17 protein-coding genes are annotated in these 18,234 nt (G+C 65.2%); 9 read left to right on the top strand and 8 right to left on the bottom strand.

Going from position 1 to position 18,234, the window contains the following annotated elements:
- Position 1 precedes the first annotated feature (1 nt).
- The 4 genes from FJ986_RS21855 to FJ986_RS21870 are packed head-to-tail and all read right to left on the bottom strand — an operon-like array spanning position 2 to position 4,822.
- A complete protein-coding gene (locus FJ986_RS21855; RefSeq protein WP_140561394.1) occupies positions 2–469 on the bottom strand; it encodes a GNAT family N-acetyltransferase in 468 nt (155 codons plus the stop codon).
- Between the two features lie 4 nt (positions 470–473).
- A complete protein-coding gene (locus tag FJ986_RS21860) occupies positions 474–2,357 on the bottom strand; it encodes an ABC transporter ATP-binding protein (protein ID WP_140675594.1) in 1,884 nt (627 codons plus the stop codon).
- Between the two features lie 13 nt (positions 2,358–2,370).
- Positions 2,371–4,272 carry an ABC transporter ATP-binding protein gene (locus tag FJ986_RS21865; protein WP_140649707.1) on the bottom strand — a complete coding sequence of 634 codons (1,902 nt, stop codon included), beginning with the start codon at positions 4,270–4,272 and terminating at the stop codon, positions 2,371–2,373.
- A gap of 28 nt (positions 4,273–4,300) precedes the next feature.
- Positions 4,301–4,822, bottom strand: coding sequence for a hypothetical protein (locus FJ986_RS21870; protein ID WP_181165223.1), 522 nt, complete (start codon positions 4,820–4,822; stop codon positions 4,301–4,303).
- Positions 4,823–5,105: 283 nt separating this feature from the next.
- Here FJ986_RS21870 and FJ986_RS21875 point away from each other — a divergent pair, with 283 nt between their 5' ends.
- Together FJ986_RS21875 and soxR are read left to right on the top strand one after the other, a co-directional pair.
- On the top strand, positions 5,106–5,579 hold the full coding sequence (locus tag FJ986_RS21875; RefSeq protein WP_140496042.1) for a tRNA (cytidine(34)-2'-O)-methyltransferase: 474 nt from the start codon (positions 5,106–5,108) through the stop codon (positions 5,577–5,579).
- 150 nt (positions 5,580–5,729) lie between these two features.
- Complete coding sequence (gene soxR, locus FJ986_RS21880) at positions 5,730–6,200, top strand: redox-sensitive transcriptional activator SoxR (RefSeq protein WP_140496043.1); 471 nt, start codon at positions 5,730–5,732, stop codon at positions 6,198–6,200.
- A gap of 69 nt (positions 6,201–6,269) precedes the next feature.
- Here the strand turns inward: soxR and FJ986_RS21885 are convergent, their stop codons facing one another.
- Positions 6,270–6,527, bottom strand: coding sequence for a hypothetical protein (locus tag FJ986_RS21885; protein ID WP_023770299.1), 258 nt, complete (start codon positions 6,525–6,527; stop codon positions 6,270–6,272).
- Between the two features lie 119 nt (positions 6,528–6,646).
- On the opposite strand from FJ986_RS21885, the gene hemF reads away from it, so the two are divergent.
- The 3 genes from hemF (at position 6,647) to FJ986_RS21900 (ending at position 8,533) form a co-directional block, all read left to right on the top strand.
- Positions 6,647–7,561 carry an oxygen-dependent coproporphyrinogen oxidase gene (gene hemF, locus FJ986_RS21890; protein WP_140556107.1) on the top strand — a complete coding sequence of 305 codons (915 nt, stop codon included), beginning with the start codon at positions 6,647–6,649 and terminating at the stop codon, positions 7,559–7,561.
- Positions 7,562–7,870: 309 nt separating this feature from the next.
- Positions 7,871–8,131, top strand: coding sequence for a DUF1344 domain-containing protein (locus FJ986_RS21895; RefSeq protein ID WP_140516926.1), 261 nt, complete (start codon positions 7,871–7,873; stop codon positions 8,129–8,131).
- Between the two features lie 216 nt (positions 8,132–8,347).
- Positions 8,348–8,533: a DUF1059 domain-containing protein gene (locus tag FJ986_RS21900; RefSeq protein ID WP_140496047.1), complete on the top strand. Its 186-nt coding sequence runs from the start codon at positions 8,348–8,350 to the stop codon at positions 8,531–8,533.
- Between the two features lie 58 nt (positions 8,534–8,591).
- Here FJ986_RS21900 and FJ986_RS21905 read toward each other — a convergent pair whose 3' ends face one another.
- The 3 genes from FJ986_RS21905 to FJ986_RS21915 are packed head-to-tail and all read right to left on the bottom strand — an operon-like array spanning position 8,592 to position 11,129.
- Positions 8,592–9,857 (bottom strand): CCA tRNA nucleotidyltransferase, encoded by a 1,266-nt coding sequence (locus tag FJ986_RS21905; protein WP_140657069.1) that lies wholly within the window; start codon positions 9,855–9,857, stop codon positions 8,592–8,594.
- Entirely contained in the window at positions 9,854–10,486 is a 633-nt protein-coding gene (locus FJ986_RS21910) for a CoA pyrophosphatase (RefSeq protein WP_140524963.1), read from the bottom strand. The genes FJ986_RS21905 and FJ986_RS21910 overlap by 4 nt, the downstream gene beginning before the upstream one ends.
- A gap of 13 nt (positions 10,487–10,499) precedes the next feature.
- Positions 10,500–11,129: a DUF1285 domain-containing protein gene (locus FJ986_RS21915; protein ID WP_140675691.1), complete on the bottom strand. Its 630-nt coding sequence runs from the start codon at positions 11,127–11,129 to the stop codon at positions 10,500–10,502.
- A gap of 135 nt (positions 11,130–11,264) precedes the next feature.
- Here FJ986_RS21915 and FJ986_RS21920 point away from each other — a divergent pair, with 135 nt between their 5' ends.
- The 4 genes from FJ986_RS21920 to FJ986_RS21935 all read left to right on the top strand — a co-directional run bounded on the left by FJ986_RS21920 (position 11,265) and on the right by FJ986_RS21935 (position 18,216).
- The gene (locus FJ986_RS21920; protein ID WP_140496049.1) at positions 11,265–12,269 is read left to right on the top strand and encodes a MoxR family ATPase; all 1,005 of its coding nucleotides are present in this window, start codon (positions 11,265–11,267) and stop codon (positions 12,267–12,269) included.
- The gene (locus FJ986_RS21925) at positions 12,269–13,255 is read left to right on the top strand and encodes a DUF58 domain-containing protein (protein WP_140675597.1); all 987 of its coding nucleotides are present in this window, start codon (positions 12,269–12,271) and stop codon (positions 13,253–13,255) included. Before FJ986_RS21920 ends, FJ986_RS21925 begins: the two co-directional genes overlap by 1 nt.
- A complete protein-coding gene (locus FJ986_RS21930) occupies positions 13,252–16,074 on the top strand; it encodes a DUF4159 domain-containing protein (protein WP_140496051.1) in 2,823 nt (940 codons plus the stop codon). Before FJ986_RS21925 ends, FJ986_RS21930 begins: the two co-directional genes overlap by 4 nt.
- A gap of 63 nt (positions 16,075–16,137) precedes the next feature.
- On the top strand, positions 16,138–18,216 hold the full coding sequence (locus FJ986_RS21935; RefSeq protein ID WP_140675600.1) for a hypothetical protein: 2,079 nt from the start codon (positions 16,138–16,140) through the stop codon (positions 18,214–18,216).
- Positions 18,217–18,234: the final 18 nt, after the last annotated feature.

Raw genomic sequence — 18,234 nt, forward strand, 5'->3', positions numbered from 1 at the left:
TTCAACCTCCTTTCTCGAAGATCATCCGGTGCGTGACGAATTCTTCGCCCGCCACCGGCGCGAAGCCAAGCCGCTCATAGAAGCCGAAGGCTTCCTGCGGCGCACGGGTGTTGAGCACGGCGAAATAGCGGCGTGCCCTGTCGACAACGGTCTCGACCAGCATGCGGCCAAGGCCCGTGCGCCGATGGCGCGCGCCGACGAACAAATGCCGGACCCGGCCATGGTCCCTGCCCTCGAAATAGGGATCGATGTTCAGCCCGCACACGCCGGCGAGTTCGACGCCGTGCCATGCTCCGAACAGTGCCTCCCCCTGTTTCAGGAACTTGTTGCGGCCGCCTGCCCAGCCGTCGCGGAGCCGCACCAGCATCCAGTAGCCTTCCCGCCGGCTCTCTTCCATCAGCGCATCGAAGGCCGGTGTCGTCGGCCGCAGCCGTTTCAGCAGATAGTCGGTCTCATGCGTCGCGCCCATGCCGCTACTCCGCCGGCCGCGTCTCTTCCAGCACGGCTTCCTCGTGATAGAGGAAGCCGCCGGACTGACGCTTCCACAGCCGCGCGTAGAGCCCGTCGAGCGCCACCAGTTCGTCATGCGTGCCTTGTTCGACAATGCGGCCGCCGTCGAGCACGACGAGGCGGTCAAGCGCGGCGATCGTCGACAGCCGGTGGGCGATGGCTATGACCGTCTTGCCTTCCATCAGCCGCGTCAGGTTTTCCTGGATCGCCGCCTCGATGTCGGAATCAAGTGCCGAGGTCGCCTCGTCCAATATCAGGATCGGCGCATCCTTGAGGAAGACACGCGCGATCGCCACGCGCTGGCGCTGGCCGCCCGACAGTTTGACGCCGCGCTCGCCGACATAGGCCTCGTAGCCCTGTCGGTCGCGATTGTCGCGCAAGGTCAGGATGAAATCATGCGCCTCGGCTTTCCTGGCCGCCGCGATCACCTGCGCGTCGGTGGCGTCGGGCATGCCGAGTTTGATATTGTCGCGCAGCGAACGGTGGAAAAGTGCCGTGTCCTGACTGACGACGCCGATATTGGCGCGCAGCGAATTTTGCGTCACCTGCGAGACATCCTGGCCGTCGATGGCGATCTTTCCGCCTTCGAGTTCGTACAGCCGCAGGATAAGGTTGGCGAGCGTGGTCTTGCCGGCGCCGGACGGCCCGACCAGCCCGACCTTCTCGCCCGGCCGCACCACGAGATCGATGCCGTTGAGCACGCCGAACCCCTTGCCGTAGTGGAACTCGACATTCTTCACCTCGATGCGCCCGCCGGCCACGACCAGTTCCCGGGCGTCGGGTGCGTCGACCAGACCGAGCGGCTGCGAGATCAGCGCCTTGGAATTCTCCAGCACGCCGAGATTGCGCAGGATGCTGTTGAGCTGCATCATCAGCCGGCCAAGCAGCATGTTGAGCCGCAGCACCAGCGACAGCGTGAAGGCGACCGCCCCGACGGTGATCGAGCCCTCGACCCAGAGATAGACGGCAAAGCAGCCGATCGCCGTGATCATGATGCCCGACAGCGTCGTCAGCGCCATGCGCACGCCGGTCAGCCGGCGCGTGAACGGGCGCAACGCGTCGAGATAGATGTCGAAGCCGCTCCTGATGTAGCGGTCGTCGCCATCGGCGGAGAACAGTTTCAGCGTCTGTACGTTGGAGTAGGAATCGACGATGCGGCCGGTGATCATCGACCCCGCCTCGGCGGTCGCCTCGGCATGTTTGCGGATTGCCGGCAGATAGAGCCTGGCCAGCCAGGCGAAGGCCGCGATCCAGATCACCACCAGCACTGCGAGCCTGATATCGAGCCCCGCGACCAGCGCCAGCGTCGTCACCGTATAGACGACCATGAACCAGACGACCTCGATGAAGCTTTCCATCAGGTCGCCGGTCGCTTGCCCAGCCTGCCAGACTTTTGTCGCGATGCGGCCGGCGAAATCGTTCTGGAAGAAGGAGTAGGACTGGCGCGCCACGTGCCGGTGCGCCTGCCAGCGCACCAGATTGTAGAAGCCGGGCGTAATTGTCTGCTCGTCGACCAGGGCCGACAGGCCGACGACGATGGTGCGGACGACCAGCACCACGACGATCATGAACACAAGTTCCGGCCCGGCGGCCGTCCACAGCGCATGCCAGCTGCGTTCGCCGGGAAGCTGGTCAAGGATGTCGACCAGCCGCCCGACAAAGTAGAACAGCCCGGCCTCGACCAGCGGCGCGATGCCGCCGATGACCAGCATGGCGAAGAAGGCGAACTTGGCCTGGCCGACATAGTGCCAGAGAAAACCGGCGACGCCGGACGGCGGCCGAAGATTCGTGGGCTCCCTGAACGGATAGACCCAGTTCTCGAACCAGCGATAGACGGCTGTCATCATGCGGCGGCGGCCATCATTCAGCGGCTTGTCCCTTTGCGCCAACGTCATTGGCAACAACGTCGTTTGCGGCACCGATCGGGCCGTCATCCAGCAGGAAACCGCCCGACTGGCGCTGCCAGAGCTGCGCGTAGAGCCCGCCCTTGGCCACCAATTCCTCGTGCGAACCTTCCTCGATGACGCGGCCTTGGTCCATCACCACAAGCCTGTCCATCGCCGCGATGGTCGACAGCCGGTGGGCGATGGCGATGACGGTCTTGCCTTGCATGAGCTTGTAGAGGTTCTCCTGGATGGCCGCTTCCGCCTCGGAATCCAGCGCCGACGTCGCCTCGTCAAGGATAAGTATGGGCGCGTCCTTCAACATAACGCGAGCGATGGCGATGCGTTGCCGCTGGCCGCCGGACAGTTTGACGCCGCGGTCGCCGACATAGGCGTCGAGTCCCTTGCGGCCGCTATGGTCCGAAAGCCCGGCGATGAAGTCCAGCGCCTCGGCGCGCCGCGCAGCCTCGACAAGCATGTCGTCGCTGGCGTCGGGCCGGCCATAGAGGATGTTTTCGCGCACCGAACGATGCAGCAACGAGGTGTCCTGCGTGACCATGCCGATCTGGGCGCGCAGCGAATCCTGTTTCACCGCCGCGATCTCCTGGCCGTCGATCAGGATACGGCCGGCTTCGAGGTCGTAGAACCGCAGCAGAAGATTGACCAGCGTCGACTTGCCGGCGCCGGAGCGGCCGACAATGCCAACCTTCTCGCCCGGCTTCACCGCCAGCGACAGGTTCTCGATGACGCCCTTCTGCTTGCCATAGTGGAAGCGGATGTCCTCGAAGCGTATCTCGCCTTTGGAGACCGTGATCTCCTTCGCACCGGGCCTGTCCTCGACAAGGCGCGGCAGCGAAATCGAGGCGATGCCGTCCTGCACCGTGCCGATATTCTCGAACAGGCCCGACATTTCCCACATGATCCACTGCGACATGCCCCACATCCGCAGAACCAGGCCGATGACCACGGCGACCGCGCCGATCGTCACCGCCTGGCCCAGCCACAGCCACAACGAGATGGCGGTAACCGAGAACAGGAGAAGCGCATTCAGGATGTAGAGCGAGCCGAACAGCACCGTCACCAGCCGCATCGACCGGTAGACCGTGTCGAGGAAGCCCATCATGCCCTCCTTGGCGAAGGAGGCCTCGCGGCGGGCATGGCTGAACAGTTTGACCGTCTGGATGTTGGAGTAGCTGTCGACAACGCGGCCGGTCATGACCGAGCGCGCATTGGCCTGTTCCTCGCCGACCTTGCCCAGCCGAGGAATGAAATAGCGCAGCAGAAGGATGTAGCCGACCATCCACACGCCGAGCGGTGCGGCCAGCCGCCAGTCGGCCGAGCCGACGATGAGCAGCATGCCGAGGAAATAGACGATGACGTAGTTCAGGACGTCGATCACCTTGATCACGCATTCGCGCACGGCGAGCGCCGTCTGCATCAGCTTGGTGGCGATGCGGCCGGCGAATTCGTCCTGGTAGAAGCTCATCGACTGCTTGAGCAGATAGCGATGCACCTGCCAGCGGATACGCATGGGATAGTTGCCCATCAGCGTCTGCTGGTTGAGCAGCGAATGCAGCCATACCGTGCCAGGCAGCGCGAACAGCACGATGAAGGCCATGCTGGCGAGCTTCCAGCCCTCCGTCTGCAGGAAGGTTTCGCGGTTCTGCGCCGAAAGCCAGTCGACGATGCGGCCGAGGAAGCCGAACATCCACACTTCCGCGATGGCGATTGCCGCCACCAGCACCGCATCGACCAGGATATAGGGCCATGCGCCGCGCGTGTAATGCAGGCAGAAGGCAACCAGCGTCTTGGGCGGCTCGACCGGCTCCGCGCCCGGGAACGGATCGAGCCTTTTTTCAAACCAGCTAAACAACAACATAGGTCATGCTCATGAAATCTGTTTCCGCTCACGCGGCGCGTGAACGTGCGAAGTCCTCGGACCGCATGGCGCCGAGGGCCGACGGTCCGGAATCATCCGGACCGTCGGCCCTGCTTCGCGCTATATAGGGGTTCGCGGGCTTTTCGCCGACAGGCTCTTTTGTTGATCCTGACGGTGCGGTGTCGACAAGGCGGATCTTCGCGCCCGGCCGGATCGCCCGGATGAGACGGCGCACCAACGAGGGCCGGCTCGGGTCGGGAACCGCGCGCGAGAAATCGACATCCGGCAGCATGCCGCGATGCGGACGCCGGCGAACCTCGGCGTGGACCGCCGACGAATAGGTTTCGCCGATCAGCAGCGCCCAGGTCGGCAGCCGGTGGATATGCAGGCTCCTCGAGCCCGGTATTCTGTAGGGATCGAACATCGGTCCGTCCTCCGTGCGAAAATAGAGATAAAAAGGGTGTTCGACGTCCTGCCGCGGGATCGGCAGCTGATCAGTCGAGACGCGTTGGGGCGGGGCCATCGGCCCCTTCGGCAGCTTGAAAAACATCGCAGGATTCCTTCGAAGACCAGGGAATGGTTTCGGCGGAAATCGGTGCGGAAGCGTCTAAGAGATCAGGAGAACCGTCGTACCGAAACCGCCAGCGGGCATGTAGGCCCACGGAGAGGGTGCTGGATGTGCATGGCCATCATGAATTACCCCTCCTTCGGTTCGGGTTGACAATGTACGCTGTATACCCGAGTTCGCAGAAAATGGCCACCCGCAGGTCCAGCAATTTCCAAAACCGCGAAGCCGCTGTGGCCAATTTGCCACTTAATAGAAGGATGCGGAAATGAACGACCGTCTCCGCATCGCCCTCTACCAGCCTGACATCGCCGGCAACACCGGCACAATCCTGCGCTTCGCCGCCTGCCTCGGGATCGGCGTCGACATCATCGAACCGGCCGGCTTTCCGCTCTCCGATAAAGCGCTCAGGCGCGCCGGCATGGATTATCTCGAAATGGCTGCCCTGACCCGGCATGTCGACTGGCACGCCTTCGAGGAGTGGCGCAAGGCCCGCGCGCGCCGGCTGGTGCTGCTGTCGACCAAGGCCGCGACCCCATACACCAGCTTCAACTTCGCCACTGGCGATATCCTTTTGTTCGGCCGTGAATCCGCAGGCGTGCCGGATCCGGTCCATCAGGCGGCGGACGCGCGGCTGACGATCCCGATGCAGGCCGGCGCGCGCAGCATCAATGTGGCCCTCTCCGCCGCCATGGTGGCCGGCGAAGCCACGCGACAACTGGGCCAGAATGCCATCCGCTGAAGCGGCGGCCACGGTCCCGCCGGCGCCCGCGACACGGCCCTCGCCCGTCATTCTCACCCAGGCGCACATAGCCATCTCCTGTCGTTTGCATGTCGATGGCTTCTTCGCTACAAGCTCAACTTAACTTGAGGTCAAGCGGAAAAGTGCGAGATGGCGCCAGCAGCGGAATTAACGGTTGGCCAAGTGGCCGCGCGCAGCGGTGTCGCGGTGTCGGCGCTGCATTTCTACGAAGCTCGCGGCCTGATCCGCAGCCACCGCACGTCAGGCAACCAGCGCCGCTACGGCCGCGACGTGCTAAGGCGCGTGGCCATCATCAAGATCGCGCAGGAGGTCGGCATTTCGCTGGCCGAGATAGCGACGGCGCTTCAATCCCTACCCGAGGGCCGCACCCCGACGCGCGACGACTGGAGCCTGCTGTCGACCGCCTGGCGCGACGGGCTCGACCGCAAGATCGGTCAATTGAAGAAATTGCGCGACGGGCTGACCGACTGCATCGGCTGCGGCTGCATGTCGATCGACAAATGTCCGCTCCGCAACAAGGATGACCGGCTGGCCAGGGAAGGAACAGGGGCGAGAAGGCTGGTTCTTCCTTCTCTCGGTTCACGGAGAGAAGGTGCCTGAGCGTAGTGAAGGCGGATACAAGGGGCCGCGCCTGTATTGGGTTGTCCCCGTAAACAGGGCGAGGAAATCCTAATCCGCCGCCGGCAGGCGCCTTATGGTGAATTCGATCAAATCGCCCGGCCGTTCGAACCAGCTTTCGATCTCGGTCCAGTAAGCCTGCTTGGGGAAGCGCTCGAACCATTCCTTTGCCTTGAGGCGAGCGTCCGAACGCGGCAGGACGAAGGTCTCGCGCAAAAATCCGTCGCGCGGCATGCGCGCGCGTTCAGCCCGGCTTTGATCGAGCCTTTTCTTCAGGCCATCCAACGGCGGTCTTGCCGGGGTGCGCACGAAGGTCTCCTTGCTCCGATCAGATCAGACTTGACCCTTTCCCCTAAGAGATTAGGGATCGCGCCGGCAAAAGACGAGTCATTTGTAGGGGCCGGCCGCCCCGAAACCGGAGACAGCACTTGGAACGACCTGAAATACCGGTTGGCCTGCCCGCCGACATCGAAGAAAAGAAGATGAAGGCACGGCTGTGGTTCGAGGCGCTGCGAGAACGCATCTGCGGCGCCTTCGAGCAGATCGAGCAGGATCTCCAGGGCCCGCTCGCTTCATGGTCGCCGGGCCGGTTCGAAAGGACGCCGTGGGAGCGTGACTCCGGCAAGGGCGGTGGCGGAACCATGTCGATGATGCACGGCCGAGTCTTCGAGAAGGTTGGCGTCCACACCTCGACGGTTTACGGCGAATTCTCGCCCGAATTCAGGAAGCAGATGCCCGGCGCCGAGGAGGACCCGCGCTTCTGGGCATCCGGCATTTCGCTGATCGCGCACCCTTGGAACCCCAACGTTCCGGCCGTGCACATGAATACGCGCATGGTCGTCACCTCGCGCCACTGGTTCGGCGGCGGCGCCGACCTCACCCCGGTGCTCGACCGACGCCGCACACAGGACGACCCTGACACAATGGCCTTCCACCGCGCCATGCAGTTCGCCTGCGAGAAGAACGCCGGCATCGCCGACCATGCGAAATTCAAGGCCTGGTGCGACGAGTATTTCTTCCTTCCGCATCGCAACGAGCCGCGCGGCACCGGCGGCATCTTTTTCGACTGGCTGCATTCGGGCGAGGACAAAGGCGGCTGGAATGCCGATTTCAACTTCGTCCAGGATGTCGGGCGCGCTTTTCTCGTGGTCTACGGCCATCTGGTGCGGGGTAATTTCAACGAGAACTGGACCGATGGCGACCGCGACGAACAGCTCATCCGTCGCGGCCGTTACGTCGAGTTCAACCTGCTTCACGATCGCGGCACCATCTTCGGCCTGAAAACCGGCGGAAACGTCGCCTCGATCCTCTCCAGCCTGCCGCCGGAGGCTCGCTGGCCGTAAAAAGATGGTGAGCGCGCCGTGAGCCGCATTGATGTCCCATTCGCTGCGAAATGGGCACCGAATGTGGCGCGGGAGCCGTCGCAAAGTTTCTTTTTCGTCTAATAGGCATCGGAAAAGACTAGGCTATTTGTCGGGACGGGTCGGGAAGCGCCGGCGGTTCGCCTGCGCAATTCCAGGAGTGCAGAGCGGTTCTCCGTTCGGAATTGCGTCAGAACGAAGCGGATCGCGACTCGACGCAACCGGACGGCCCAGGACGATGCGGGACACCTCTGCCAAAAGGGTGCCCGCGCTTTCCAGGAGTACTTCGCAATGCGCAAGATCATTGTTTCGGCCGCAGCGGCTGCCCTTCTTGCTTCCGGTTCGGTGGCATTCGCCGCCGTCAAGCACACCACCGGCACGATCAAGACCTTTGATACGGCGGCCAAAAGCCTGGTTCTCGACAATGGATCGTCTTTTACGCTTCCCCGGACCTTCAAGGATCCTGGCCTGAAGGTCGGCGAGAAGGTCAGAGTTTCATGGGACATGAGCGGCAAGGATAAGGTTGCCGAGGCAGTCAAGATCATGAAGTGATGACCTGCCCATAGGGCTGGCGTAAGAGGGCGGAGCAGCGCTGCTCCGCCTTTTTTTCCGTTGACGGCAATCAATGCCACCCCATCTGTGTTATGGTTTCACCCGCTTGCGGTCCAACCGGTCTTAGGGTCGGACAACGTGCCAAGAAGATGCGGAGTCCCTGCCGCCTTTTGCAGGACGGTCGACCGGACTCCATGGAGGAAAAGGAGAAATCCCATGAAGGAATTCCACTGCGGCTCGCTCGTTCCAGGTTGTGAATGGCACACGCGCGCCGAGGAGGAAGCCGAGGTCATGCGCCGTGCCGTCGAACATATGCGCGAGACGCATGGCGAGACGATCATCCGCGAAACGATGATCGAAGCGATCCGCTCGCGCATCGAGAAGGTCCGCGACGCGGCCTGATTTGGAGCAAGTTCCGGAAATCGCGGCGATTTCCGCCCGGATTGCGTTGACGAATGCTCTATCCGGCCTTCAGGGCCTGCGCGGCGCGCTTGAGCAGCGCGTCGCGATCGGGCCCAAACCCGGCATCGACCCATTCCACTTCGAGATTCCTGAGGATCGCGCCGAGTTTTGGCCCGGGCATCCCCCCGATCGCCGTCAGATCGGCGCCCTTGAGCGGAAACACGGGCCTTTCCCATCTCAATGCGAAGGCGAGAAGTCGGGAAAAGCCGCCTGCCTCGATGAGCGCATCGGTCTGGTCCACCGCGCGCACCCGTGCCGCTGCGAGTGACAGGCGAAGCCGGTCGACGACCCCCTGCCGGTCGCCGCGGTAGAGCGTCTTGGCCAGTTCGCCTTCGGTCGTTTTCGGCTCGATTCCCGGCGTAAGCGCCCAGTCGCGCAAACGGTTTGCTTCCGCCGTCGACAGTCTCAGCCGCTCGGCCAGCGTCTTCATGCGCGCCGCATCCGGCGGCACGATCGCCTCCAGCCTGAGCAGCGGGTCCGCGGTCCAGCCCAGATCCTTCTCGGCTCTGGCCAGGCCGTGGATCGCGTCGATGCCCCATTTCTCGCTTTCCGGCAGCACGCTGGTCAAAACGCTTGCCTGCCGCATCCACAACAGCGCGCGGGACGGATCGGCCGCCGACAACAGCTTCTTGAGTTCGGACCAGACGCGCTCGGCCGAGAGCTGCACGAGCCCTCCCTTCAGCCGGGCGCAAGCCTTCAGCCCCTCAGCGTCCGGCCGGCCTTCGCCATACCAGGCGAAGAAGCGGAAAAAGCGCAGGATACGCAGATAGTCCTCGCGGATGCGCGCTTCCGGATCGCCGATGAAGCGCAGCCGGCGCCCCTCTATGTCGGCGACGCCGCCGACCAGATCGACGACCGTGCCGTCGGCTTCCGCGTAGAGCGCATTGATGGTGAAGTCGCGCCGTTCGGCATCAAGCTTCCAGTCTCGCCCGAACGACACCTTGGCGCGGCGGCCGTCGGTCTCGATATCCGCGCGCAGCGTGGTGATTTCATAAGGCTTGCCGCCGGCAATCACGGTGATCGTGCCGTGCTCGATGCCGGTCGGAACCGTCTTGAACCTCGCCGCCTCGGCGCGGCGGATCGTCTCCTGCGGCAGGCAGGTGGTGGCGATGTCGATGTCGGCGACGGGCTGGCCGATCAGCGTGTTGCGCACCGCGCCGCCGGCGACCCGCGCTGCCTCGCCGCCACTCGCCAGAATGGCAAGCAGGCGCTGCAGATGCTTGTCGCCGAGCCAGTCGGCCCTGTCAGCGATCGAGACCTTCACCCATAGAGCCTTTCATAGAGCGTGCGGATGATGCCGGCGGTGACGCCCCAGATGCGCCGGTCGCCATAGGGCATGTCATAGAAGAACCATTCGAGATCGTTCCAAATGCGGCTGTCCCTGATGTGGTTGGCCGGATCCATGAGGAAGCGCAGCGGCACTTCGAAGGCCAAGTCGACCTCCTCGGCATTGAGCGTCAGCTGGAAAGGCGGCCGCACGATGCCCAGCACCGGCGCGATCCTGTAACCACTGCCCGCGACATAATCGGGCATGCGGCCGATGACCTCGATATGGTCCCGGCCAAGGCCGATCTCCTCGAAAGCCTCGCGCAGCGCCGCCGCTTCCGGACTGGCGTCGGTCGGATCGATCGTCCCGCCGGGAAAGGCCACCTGCCCGGAATGGTTGCGCAGCGTCTCGGCCCGCTTGGTCAAAAGAACCGTGGCATCGTCCTGGTGATCGACGATCGGGATCAGCACCGCCGCTTCGCGCAGCGGTTTCGCCCGGTGGAGGCGCGGATGGCCTGGATTGAAGCGATGATCGCCATAGTCGTCGCCGGCATGCGCCTGCGGCTGCGCGGCAAAGCGCGCGCGCAAATCGGCAATGGAAAAGGGCGTCGGCGTCACCTGGTCCATCATGAACTGTCCGTCACGCGCTCAGCTGCCTCAGCCTGTCGGCCGGCATGATCGGATAGGCCTGGCCTTTCGAACGAACGGCAAACATCAACCTGCCGCCGATCTCGATCTCCTCGCCATGCTCGACCAGTTCGTACATCACCGGCCGCGCCACCAGCGCCTCCAGCCGCCCGCGCACCAGCACATAAGGCTTCAGCCCGCCGGTCTCGTGCTCGTCGACGAAGCGCAGCGGCCGCTCCGGTCCGGCCTCGACGACGTCGCCGACATTGGTGCGGAACGTGATGATCTGGCCCTCGCCGCTGCCCGAGACATCCATCTCGACGGCGATGAAGGGTGCGTCGGCGATGCGGATGCCGACCTTTTCCACCGGCGTCACCAGATAGGTCCTGCCGTCCGCGTCCTTGCGCAGCACCGAGGAAAAAAGCTGTACCAGCGGCATGCGGCCGATCGGCGTGCCGAGATAGACCCAGGTGCCGTCAGCCTTGATTTCCATATCCAAATCGCCGCAGAAGTCAGGATTCCAGCGCTCCACCGGGGCCGGCCCCTTGCCGGCGCGGGCCGCACGCGAGATCAGCGCCTCGAGGCCGCGCGCCTCGGTCGCGGCCGCCAGGCTTTGCTGTCTTTGTTCGGAGCCCTCTGCCATCGTCACGAAATAGTCACTGTTGTTGCGCTTGTCAGCCTAACTCTGTGATTTAAATTTGAAGGCAGGCGCCAGACGGAGCCGAATCGCGGCATTCTGCGTCAAGCTGGTATTTCCAACCACAAGGATCGATGCTGCATGAGCGTGATGGTCAAGGAAAGCCCGATCAGCGAAAAAGACATGATCGCCGAGGCCGAGAAGGCGCTGGCCGACATTTCCAGGGTCCGCGACGGGGTCGGTCGCATCATCTTCGGCCAGGAAAGTGTCGTCGAACGCGCTCTGGTGGCGCTTCTGGCCGGCGGCCACGCGCTGCTGGTCGGCGTGCCGGGCCTCGCCAAGACCAAGCTGGTCGAGACGCTGGGCATCGTGCTCGGCCTCGATTCGCGCCGCATCCAATTCACCCCCGACCTGATGCCCTCGGACATTCTCGGCTCCGAGGTGATGGAGCAGGACGAATTCGGCAAGCGCTCCTTCCGCTTCATTTCCGGGCCGATCTTCGCGCAATTGCTGATGGCCGACGAGATCAACCGCGCCTCGCCGCGCACCCAGTCGGCGCTGCTGCAGGCCATGCAGGAGTATCACGTCACCATTGCCGGTGCCCGCCACGACCTGCCCTCGCCTTTCCATGTGCTCGCGACGCAAAACCCGCTGGAGCAGGAAGGCACCTATCCGCTGCCCGAGGCACAGCTCGACCGTTTTTTGATGCAGGTCGACATCCTCTATCCCGAACTCGAGGCCGAGCGCCGCATCCTTTTGGAAACCACTGGGGTCGAGGACGCGAAGGCACAGAATGTGCTGCAGCCGGCGCGGCTGAGGGATATTCAGACGCTGATCCGCCGCATGCCGGTGCCTGAAAGCGTGGTCGAGGCAATCCTGGCCCTGGTGCGCTCGGCGCGCCCCGGCCAGGGCAATGCCGAAACCGACAGGCATGTCGCCTGGGGCCCGGGTCCCCGCGCCAGCCAGGCACTGATGCTGTGCACGAGGGCGCGCGCGCTCTATGATGGGCGGCTGGCGCCGTCGGTCGACGATGTGCGTGCTCTGGCCGAGCCGGTGCTCCAGCACCGCATGGCGCTGACCTTCGCCGCCCGCGCCGAAGGCACCAGCGTGCGCGACGTGGTGGCCAAGCTCGTGAAAGGGATTTGATGGCGCGCATCGGCGAGCTCCAGGCTCCGGCAGCGACGCGCGACGCGCTCGCCCGCGGCCGGTTGCGGGCTTCGCTCGTGCCCGACTTGCTGGTCGAGGCGCGCCGCATCGTCAACACCGTGATCGCCGGCTGGCATGGCCGCCGCAAGCGCGGCATCGGCGAGAATTTCTGGCAGTTCCGGCCCTATGTCGAAGGCGATTCCTCCCGCATCGACTGGCGCCGCTCGGCCCGCGACGACCACACCTATGTACGCGACCGCGAGTGGGAGGCGGCCCATACGGTGTGGCTGTGGGCCGATCCCTCGCCGTCCATGCTCTACAAATCGACCGGTGCCGCCGTTTCCAAGCAATCGCGCGGCCTGGTGCTGGCGCTGGCCATGGCCGAGCTGCTGTCGCGCAGCGGTGAGCGCATCGCCTGGCCCGGCCTTACCGATCCGTTCACCGCCCGCAACGGCGCCGAGCGCATCGCCGCCCAGCTCATGCATGCCGGCGACTTGCCGGCCAAGCCCGATCTCTCCGGCATCCGCCGCTTCTGCGACATCGTCATCGCCAGTGATTTCCTCGACCCGGTCGAGGAAACGATGGCCTGGCTCGACGTGCTCGCCCGCCATGGCGTGCGCGCGCATCTGATCGAGGTCGCCGACCCGGCCGAGGAGACATTCCCCTATGCCGGCCGCACCGAATTCACCGACCCGGAGAGCGGCGACAAGCTGACCGCCGGCCGCGCCGAGATGCTGGCCGATGAGTATCGCCTGCTCTATGGCGCCCGACGCCAGGAACTGGCCAGCTGGTGCAAGCGGCTCGGCTGGAGCTTCACCGTCAACCACACCGATCGGCTGGCTTCCGACGCCCTGGTACGCCTGCACATGGCGATGACGGATGGCGGTCAGCCCGGGCTGACCGCTATTGGCCACGTCGGCATGATCGCCGGTGGCGATCAGCCCAGGCCGATCGCTGGCGATCGCGCCGGAAAGGCCGTCGCATGAGCTGGCTGCCGCTTTCCTTTGGCGCGCCCATGCTGCTGTGGGGTCTTTTGGCGCTGCCGGTGATCTGGTGGCTGCTCAGGCTGACCCCGCCCAGGCCGCAGACCGAGGTGTTTCCGCCGCTGAAGATCCTGGCGCGCGTGCTGAAGCGCGAGGAAACCCCGCAGCAGAGCCCCTGGTGGCTGACGCTGCTCAGGCTGCTGATGGCGGCGCTCATCGTCGCCGCCCTTGCCGAACCGGTCTTCAATCCGCGCGAGAAACTGCCGGCCGAGGGCGCGGCCCTGGCGCTGGTCGTCGACAATGGCTGGGCAAGCGCCGCCGACTGGAACAAGCGCATCGCAACCGCCGAGCGGCTGATCGCCGACGCCGGTTCGAACGGCGTGCCGGTCATCATCGCCTTCACCGCCGAAAAACCCAATGCCGAGATCGGCCCCTTCGATGCGGCCGCGGCGCTCGACCGCCTGCGCGCGGCAAAGCCGCGGCCGATCCCGACCGACCGGCCGGCGGTCTACGCCCGCGTCGCCGCCGCCCTGGAGCGCCTGCCGGGCGCCAGCGTCGCCGTGCTGGCCGACGGACTGGCGGCGAAGGGCGACGAGGCCGCCTTCAACACGCTCCTGTCCAAAAACGCCGCCCGCGTCGTGTGGGCCGTTGCCGACCGGATGTCGCTGACCGGCCTGACAGGCGCCGAGAACGACGTCGACGGTTTTGCCCTCACCGCCATCCGCGCGCCCGGCGATGCGGCCCCGGCGCAAGTCACCGCTGGCGCCTTCGACGACAAGGGCCGCCGCATCGCCGATGCGACGCTGACTTTCGCACCCGGCCAATCCACCGCCACCGGCACCATGGCGGTGCCGTTCGAGCTGCGCAACGATTTCGCCTCGATCGCGCTCGATGGCGAGCGTCAGGCGGGCGCGGTGCGCGTGCTGGACGAAAGCTCCAAGCGCCGCCGTGTCGGGCTCCTGTCGCAGGCCGAGGCCGACCAGGCGCAGCCGCTTCTGTCGCCGCTCTACTATATCAGGCGCGCGCTCCAGCCCTTCGCCGACCTGGTCGAACCTTCCAGCGCCGACCTGGCCGACGCCATTCCGCAGATCCTCGACCAGAAGCCGGCGATGATCGTCATGGCCGATATCGGCACCATTCCCGCACAGATCAGGCCAAGGCTCGTCGACTGGGTTGAAAAGGGCGGCACCCTGGTGCGTTTCGCCGGGTCGCGGCTGGCCGCCGCCGGCAATGACGACGACCTTCTGCCGGTGCGTCTGCGCACCGGCGAACGCTCGCTCGGCGGCGCATTGTCATGGACCACGCCGCAGCCGGTCACCGAATTCCCCAAGGCTGGCCCCTTCGCCGACCTGGCGCCGCCGACCGAGGTGACCGTTTCCAGGCAGGTGCTGGCCGAACCGACGCCCGATATCGTCGAGCGCACCTGGGCAGCGCTTGCCGACGGCACGCCTCTGGTCACCGGCCTGAAGAAGGGCAAGGGCACGCTCGTGCTGTTCCACGTCACGCCCGAAGCGACCTGGTCGAACCTGCCGATCTCCGGCAGCTTCGTCGAGATGCTGCGCCGCATCGTGCAGTTGTCGCGCAACCAGGGCGCCGCCATCGCCAATGCGGAAGCCGCCGCCACCTCGCTGGCGCCCTACCGCATGATAGCGGCCGACGGAATGCTGGTGCCGCCGACGCCGGATGCGCGCCCGCTGGTGCCGGGCGCCGGTACACTGCCGGTGACCTTCGAAAACCCGCCCGGCCTCTATGGCTCGGAAGCCGGCGTTTTCGCCCACAATTTGCTCGATGCGACAAGCACGCTTGCGCCGCTGGCGCGCCCGCAAATCACTGTCCCGGTCACCACAATTCAGTATGCCTTTGACGAATCGCGCAATTTGAAGGGCGCGCTGGTGGCCGCCGCGCTGGCGCTGATGGTGCTCGATACGCTGGCGGTGTTCTGGATGGGCGGCCTGTTGACGCGCAGGCCGCGCCGCGCTGCGGCCGTAACCACCATGGCGGCCATTCTGATCGGGCTCGGCGCGCTGTTCGGCCATGTCGGCCCCGCGCGCGCCGACGATGCCAAGCCTGGCGACACCGCCGCCATAGAGGACATCTCCAAGACCCGGATCGCCTATGTGCTGACCGGCGTGCCCGGCGACGATTCGATCAGTCGCGCCGGGCTCGAGGGCCTGACCCGCTTCCTCATCGAGAAGACCGCGCTCGAGCCGGGCGCGCCGGCCGGCGTCGACATCTCCAAGGACGAGCTTTCGTTCTTTCCCCTCATCTATTGGCCGATCGATCCGGCCGCAGCCATGCCCAGCCAGGCCGCGATTGCCCGTATCGATGCCTATATGCAGCAGGGCGGCACCGTGCTGTTCGACACGCGCGACCAGTTCGCCAACGGCATCGGCGCCGACTCGACCAGCCCCGCCACCGAGCGGCTGCGCGACATCCTCGGCAACCTCAACGTGCCGCCGCTGGAGCCGGTGCCGTCGGATCATGTGCTGACCAAATCCTTCTTTATCCTGCCCGAATTCCCCGGCCGCTTCGCCGGCAGCCCGCTCTGGGTCGAGGCATCGCTCGACGCCAGCAATGCCGAAAACCGGCCGGTGCGTACCGGTGACGGCGTCTCGCCGATCATGATCACCGCTAATGATTTCGCCGGCGCCTGGGCCGTCGACGAGAATGGCGACCCGCTGCTGCCGACCGTGCCCAACGACCCGATGCAGCGCATCTATGCGTTGCGCGCCGGGGTCAACATCATGATGTACATGCTGACCGGCAACTACAAATCCGACCAGGTGCACGTGCCCATATTGCTTGAACGGTTGGGCCAGTAAGATGACGCTCCTTCTTGCGCTCGCTCCCCGGATCGGCCCTCCCTGCAAGGGGGAGGGTAAGGCATGAACTGGTCGATCTCCTTCGAACCGCTGATCTCCTGGCCGCTGCTGGCCCTTGTGCTGGTGCCGCTGGCCCTGCTCGCGGCCGTCGGCCTGTGGTTTCGCCAGCGCGGCGCGGTCCTGCGCCTCGTCGCATTGCTGGCGCTCGCCGCCGCTCTCTTCAATCCGGTGTTCCTCAACGAGGAGCGCGAGCCGCAGCAAAGCGTGGTTGCCCTGATCGTCGACCGGAGCCAGAGCCAGGACATCGGTGAACGGACCAAACAGACCGACGAGGCGCTGGCCGGGCTTGAGCAGCGCCTCGGCCGCTTCAAGCAGTTCGACGTCCGCGTCGTCGAGGCCGGCAAGTCGGAAGCCGCCGAGGAACGCACGGAAACGCGGCTGTTCGGCGCGCTCGAAAACGCCTTCCGCGACGTGCCGCCCTCGCGCATCGGCGGCGCCGTCATGATCACCGATGGCGAAGTGCATGACGCACCCGCCGGCGCGCCTGATTTCAATGCCCCGCTGCACGCCTTGATCACCGGCAACGACCACGAGAAGGATCGCCGCATACGTTTCGAGAACGCGCCCCGCTTCGCCCTCGTCGGCAAGCCGCTCGATATGACCTATCGCGTGATTTCAACCAGCAACGAGACCGGGCCGGTCGATGTGCGCGTTTCGGTCAATGGCGAGCAGGTCGCGGTCGAGCATGCCACCGTCGGGCAGGCCATGCCGCTGCACGTGACCATTCCCGGCGCTGGGCGCAACATCATCGAACTCGCCATCGATCGCGAGCCGGGCGAGCTCACCGACACCAACAACCGCGCCATCGCGCTGGTCGACGGCATTCGCGAGAACCTGCGCGTGCTGCTCGTCTCTGGCGAGCCGCATGCGGGCGAGCGCACCTGGCGCAATCTGTTGAAATCCGACGCCTCGGTCGATCTCGTCCATTTCACCATCCTGCGGCCACCGGAGAAGCAGGACGGCACGCCGATCAACGAATTGTCGCTGATCGCCTTCCCGACGCGGGAACTGTTCGTCGAGAAGATCAAGGATTTCGACCTGATCATCTTCGACCGCTACCAGCACCGCGACGTGCTGCCGATCCTCTATTACGACTACATCTCCGAATATGTCGAAAAAGGCGGCGCGCTGCTGATTGCGGCCGGACCCGAATATGCCGGTGAAAGCTCGATCGCGCGCACGCCGCTGATGTCGGCGCTGCCGGCGATGCCGACCGGCGAGGTCGTCGACAAGGCGTTCTACCCACGCCTCACCGACATCGGCCAGCGCCATCCGGTGACGCGCGGTCTCGACGGCTCTGCCAGCGAGCCGCCGCACTGGAGCCGCTGGTTCCGCACCATCGGTGTGCAGAATCCCGAAGGCGAGGTGGTGATGAAGGGAGCCGACAACCGGCCGCTACTCCTGCTCGACCGCAAGGGAGAAGGCCGCGTCGGCATGCTTCTGTCCGACCAGGGCTGGCTGTGGGCGCGCGGCTTCGAAGGCGGCGGCCCGCATGTCCAGCTCTACCGCCGAATCGCCCACTGGCTGATGAAGGAGCCAGAACTCGAGGAGGAACGGCTGACCGCCGACGGGCGCGGCATGGTGCTGGAAATTCGCCGCCAGACCATGGCCGACGACCCCGGCCCGGCCCAGATCATCACGCCCTCCGGCAAGACCATCACCGTCAAACTCGAGAAATCCGAACCCGGTGTCTTCCTGGGCAGCGCCCAGACCTCCGAGATCGGCCTTTACCAGGTCGGCAATGGCGACCTTACCGCTCTCGCCCATGTCGGGCCGGTCAACGCACCCGAATTCGCCGACGTCGTTTCCACGCAGGACCGGCTGAAGGCTCCCGCCGAAGCCACCAGCGGCAGCGTTCGCAGGCTTGCGGGATCGACCCTTGGAGGCGGCGACGTGACCTTGCCCTCGATCGTCCCCGTACGGTCCTCGGGAGAAGCGTCCGGCGCCGACTGGATCGGCCTGCGCACCACCGACGACAGCGTGCTCAAGGCGGTCTCGCGCGTTCCGCTGTTCGGCGGCTTTCTCGGCCTCGGCCTGCTGCTGCTGGCGATGGGTTCGATGTGGTACCGCGAAGGACGATAGGAGCATTTTCCCTCCTCC

The organism is Mesorhizobium sp. B1-1-1, assembly GCF_006442955.1.
Taxonomy (GTDB): domain Bacteria; phylum Pseudomonadota; class Alphaproteobacteria; order Rhizobiales; family Rhizobiaceae; genus Mesorhizobium.

Excerpts from the sequence above, each read along its gene's own strand:
- FJ986_RS21855 (WP_140561394.1), bottom strand. The coding sequence starts at position 469 with ATGGGCGCGACGCATGAGACCGACTATCTGCTGAAACGGCTGCGGCCG.
- FJ986_RS21860 (WP_140675594.1), bottom strand. The coding sequence starts at position 2,357 with ATGATGACAGCCGTCTATCGCTGGTTCGAGAACTGGGTCTATCCGTTC.
- FJ986_RS21865 (WP_140649707.1), bottom strand. The coding sequence starts at position 4,272 with ATGTTGTTGTTTAGCTGGTTTGAAAAAAGGCTCGATCCGTTCCCGGGC.
- FJ986_RS21870 (WP_181165223.1), bottom strand. The coding sequence starts at position 4,822 with ATGTTTTTCAAGCTGCCGAAGGGGCCGATGGCCCCGCCCCAACGCGTC.
- FJ986_RS21875 (WP_140496042.1), top strand. The coding sequence starts at position 5,106 with ATGAACGACCGTCTCCGCATCGCCCTCTACCAGCCTGACATCGCCGGC.
- soxR (WP_140496043.1), top strand. The coding sequence starts at position 5,730 with ATGGCGCCAGCAGCGGAATTAACGGTTGGCCAAGTGGCCGCGCGCAGC.
- FJ986_RS21895 (WP_140516926.1), top strand. The coding sequence starts at position 7,871 with ATGCGCAAGATCATTGTTTCGGCCGCAGCGGCTGCCCTTCTTGCTTCC.
- FJ986_RS21900 (WP_140496047.1), top strand. The coding sequence starts at position 8,348 with ATGAAGGAATTCCACTGCGGCTCGCTCGTTCCAGGTTGTGAATGGCAC.
- FJ986_RS21910 (WP_140524963.1), bottom strand. The coding sequence starts at position 10,486 with ATGGACCAGGTGACGCCGACGCCCTTTTCCATTGCCGATTTGCGCGCG.
- FJ986_RS21915 (WP_140675691.1), bottom strand. The coding sequence starts at position 11,129 with ATGGCAGAGGGCTCCGAACAAAGACAGCAAAGCCTGGCGGCCGCGACC.
- FJ986_RS21920 (WP_140496049.1), top strand. The coding sequence starts at position 11,265 with ATGAGCGTGATGGTCAAGGAAAGCCCGATCAGCGAAAAAGACATGATC.
- FJ986_RS21925 (WP_140675597.1), top strand. The coding sequence starts at position 12,269 with ATGGCGCGCATCGGCGAGCTCCAGGCTCCGGCAGCGACGCGCGACGCG.
- FJ986_RS21930 (WP_140496051.1), top strand. The coding sequence starts at position 13,252 with ATGAGCTGGCTGCCGCTTTCCTTTGGCGCGCCCATGCTGCTGTGGGGT.
- FJ986_RS21935 (WP_140675600.1), top strand. The coding sequence starts at position 16,138 with ATGAACTGGTCGATCTCCTTCGAACCGCTGATCTCCTGGCCGCTGCTG.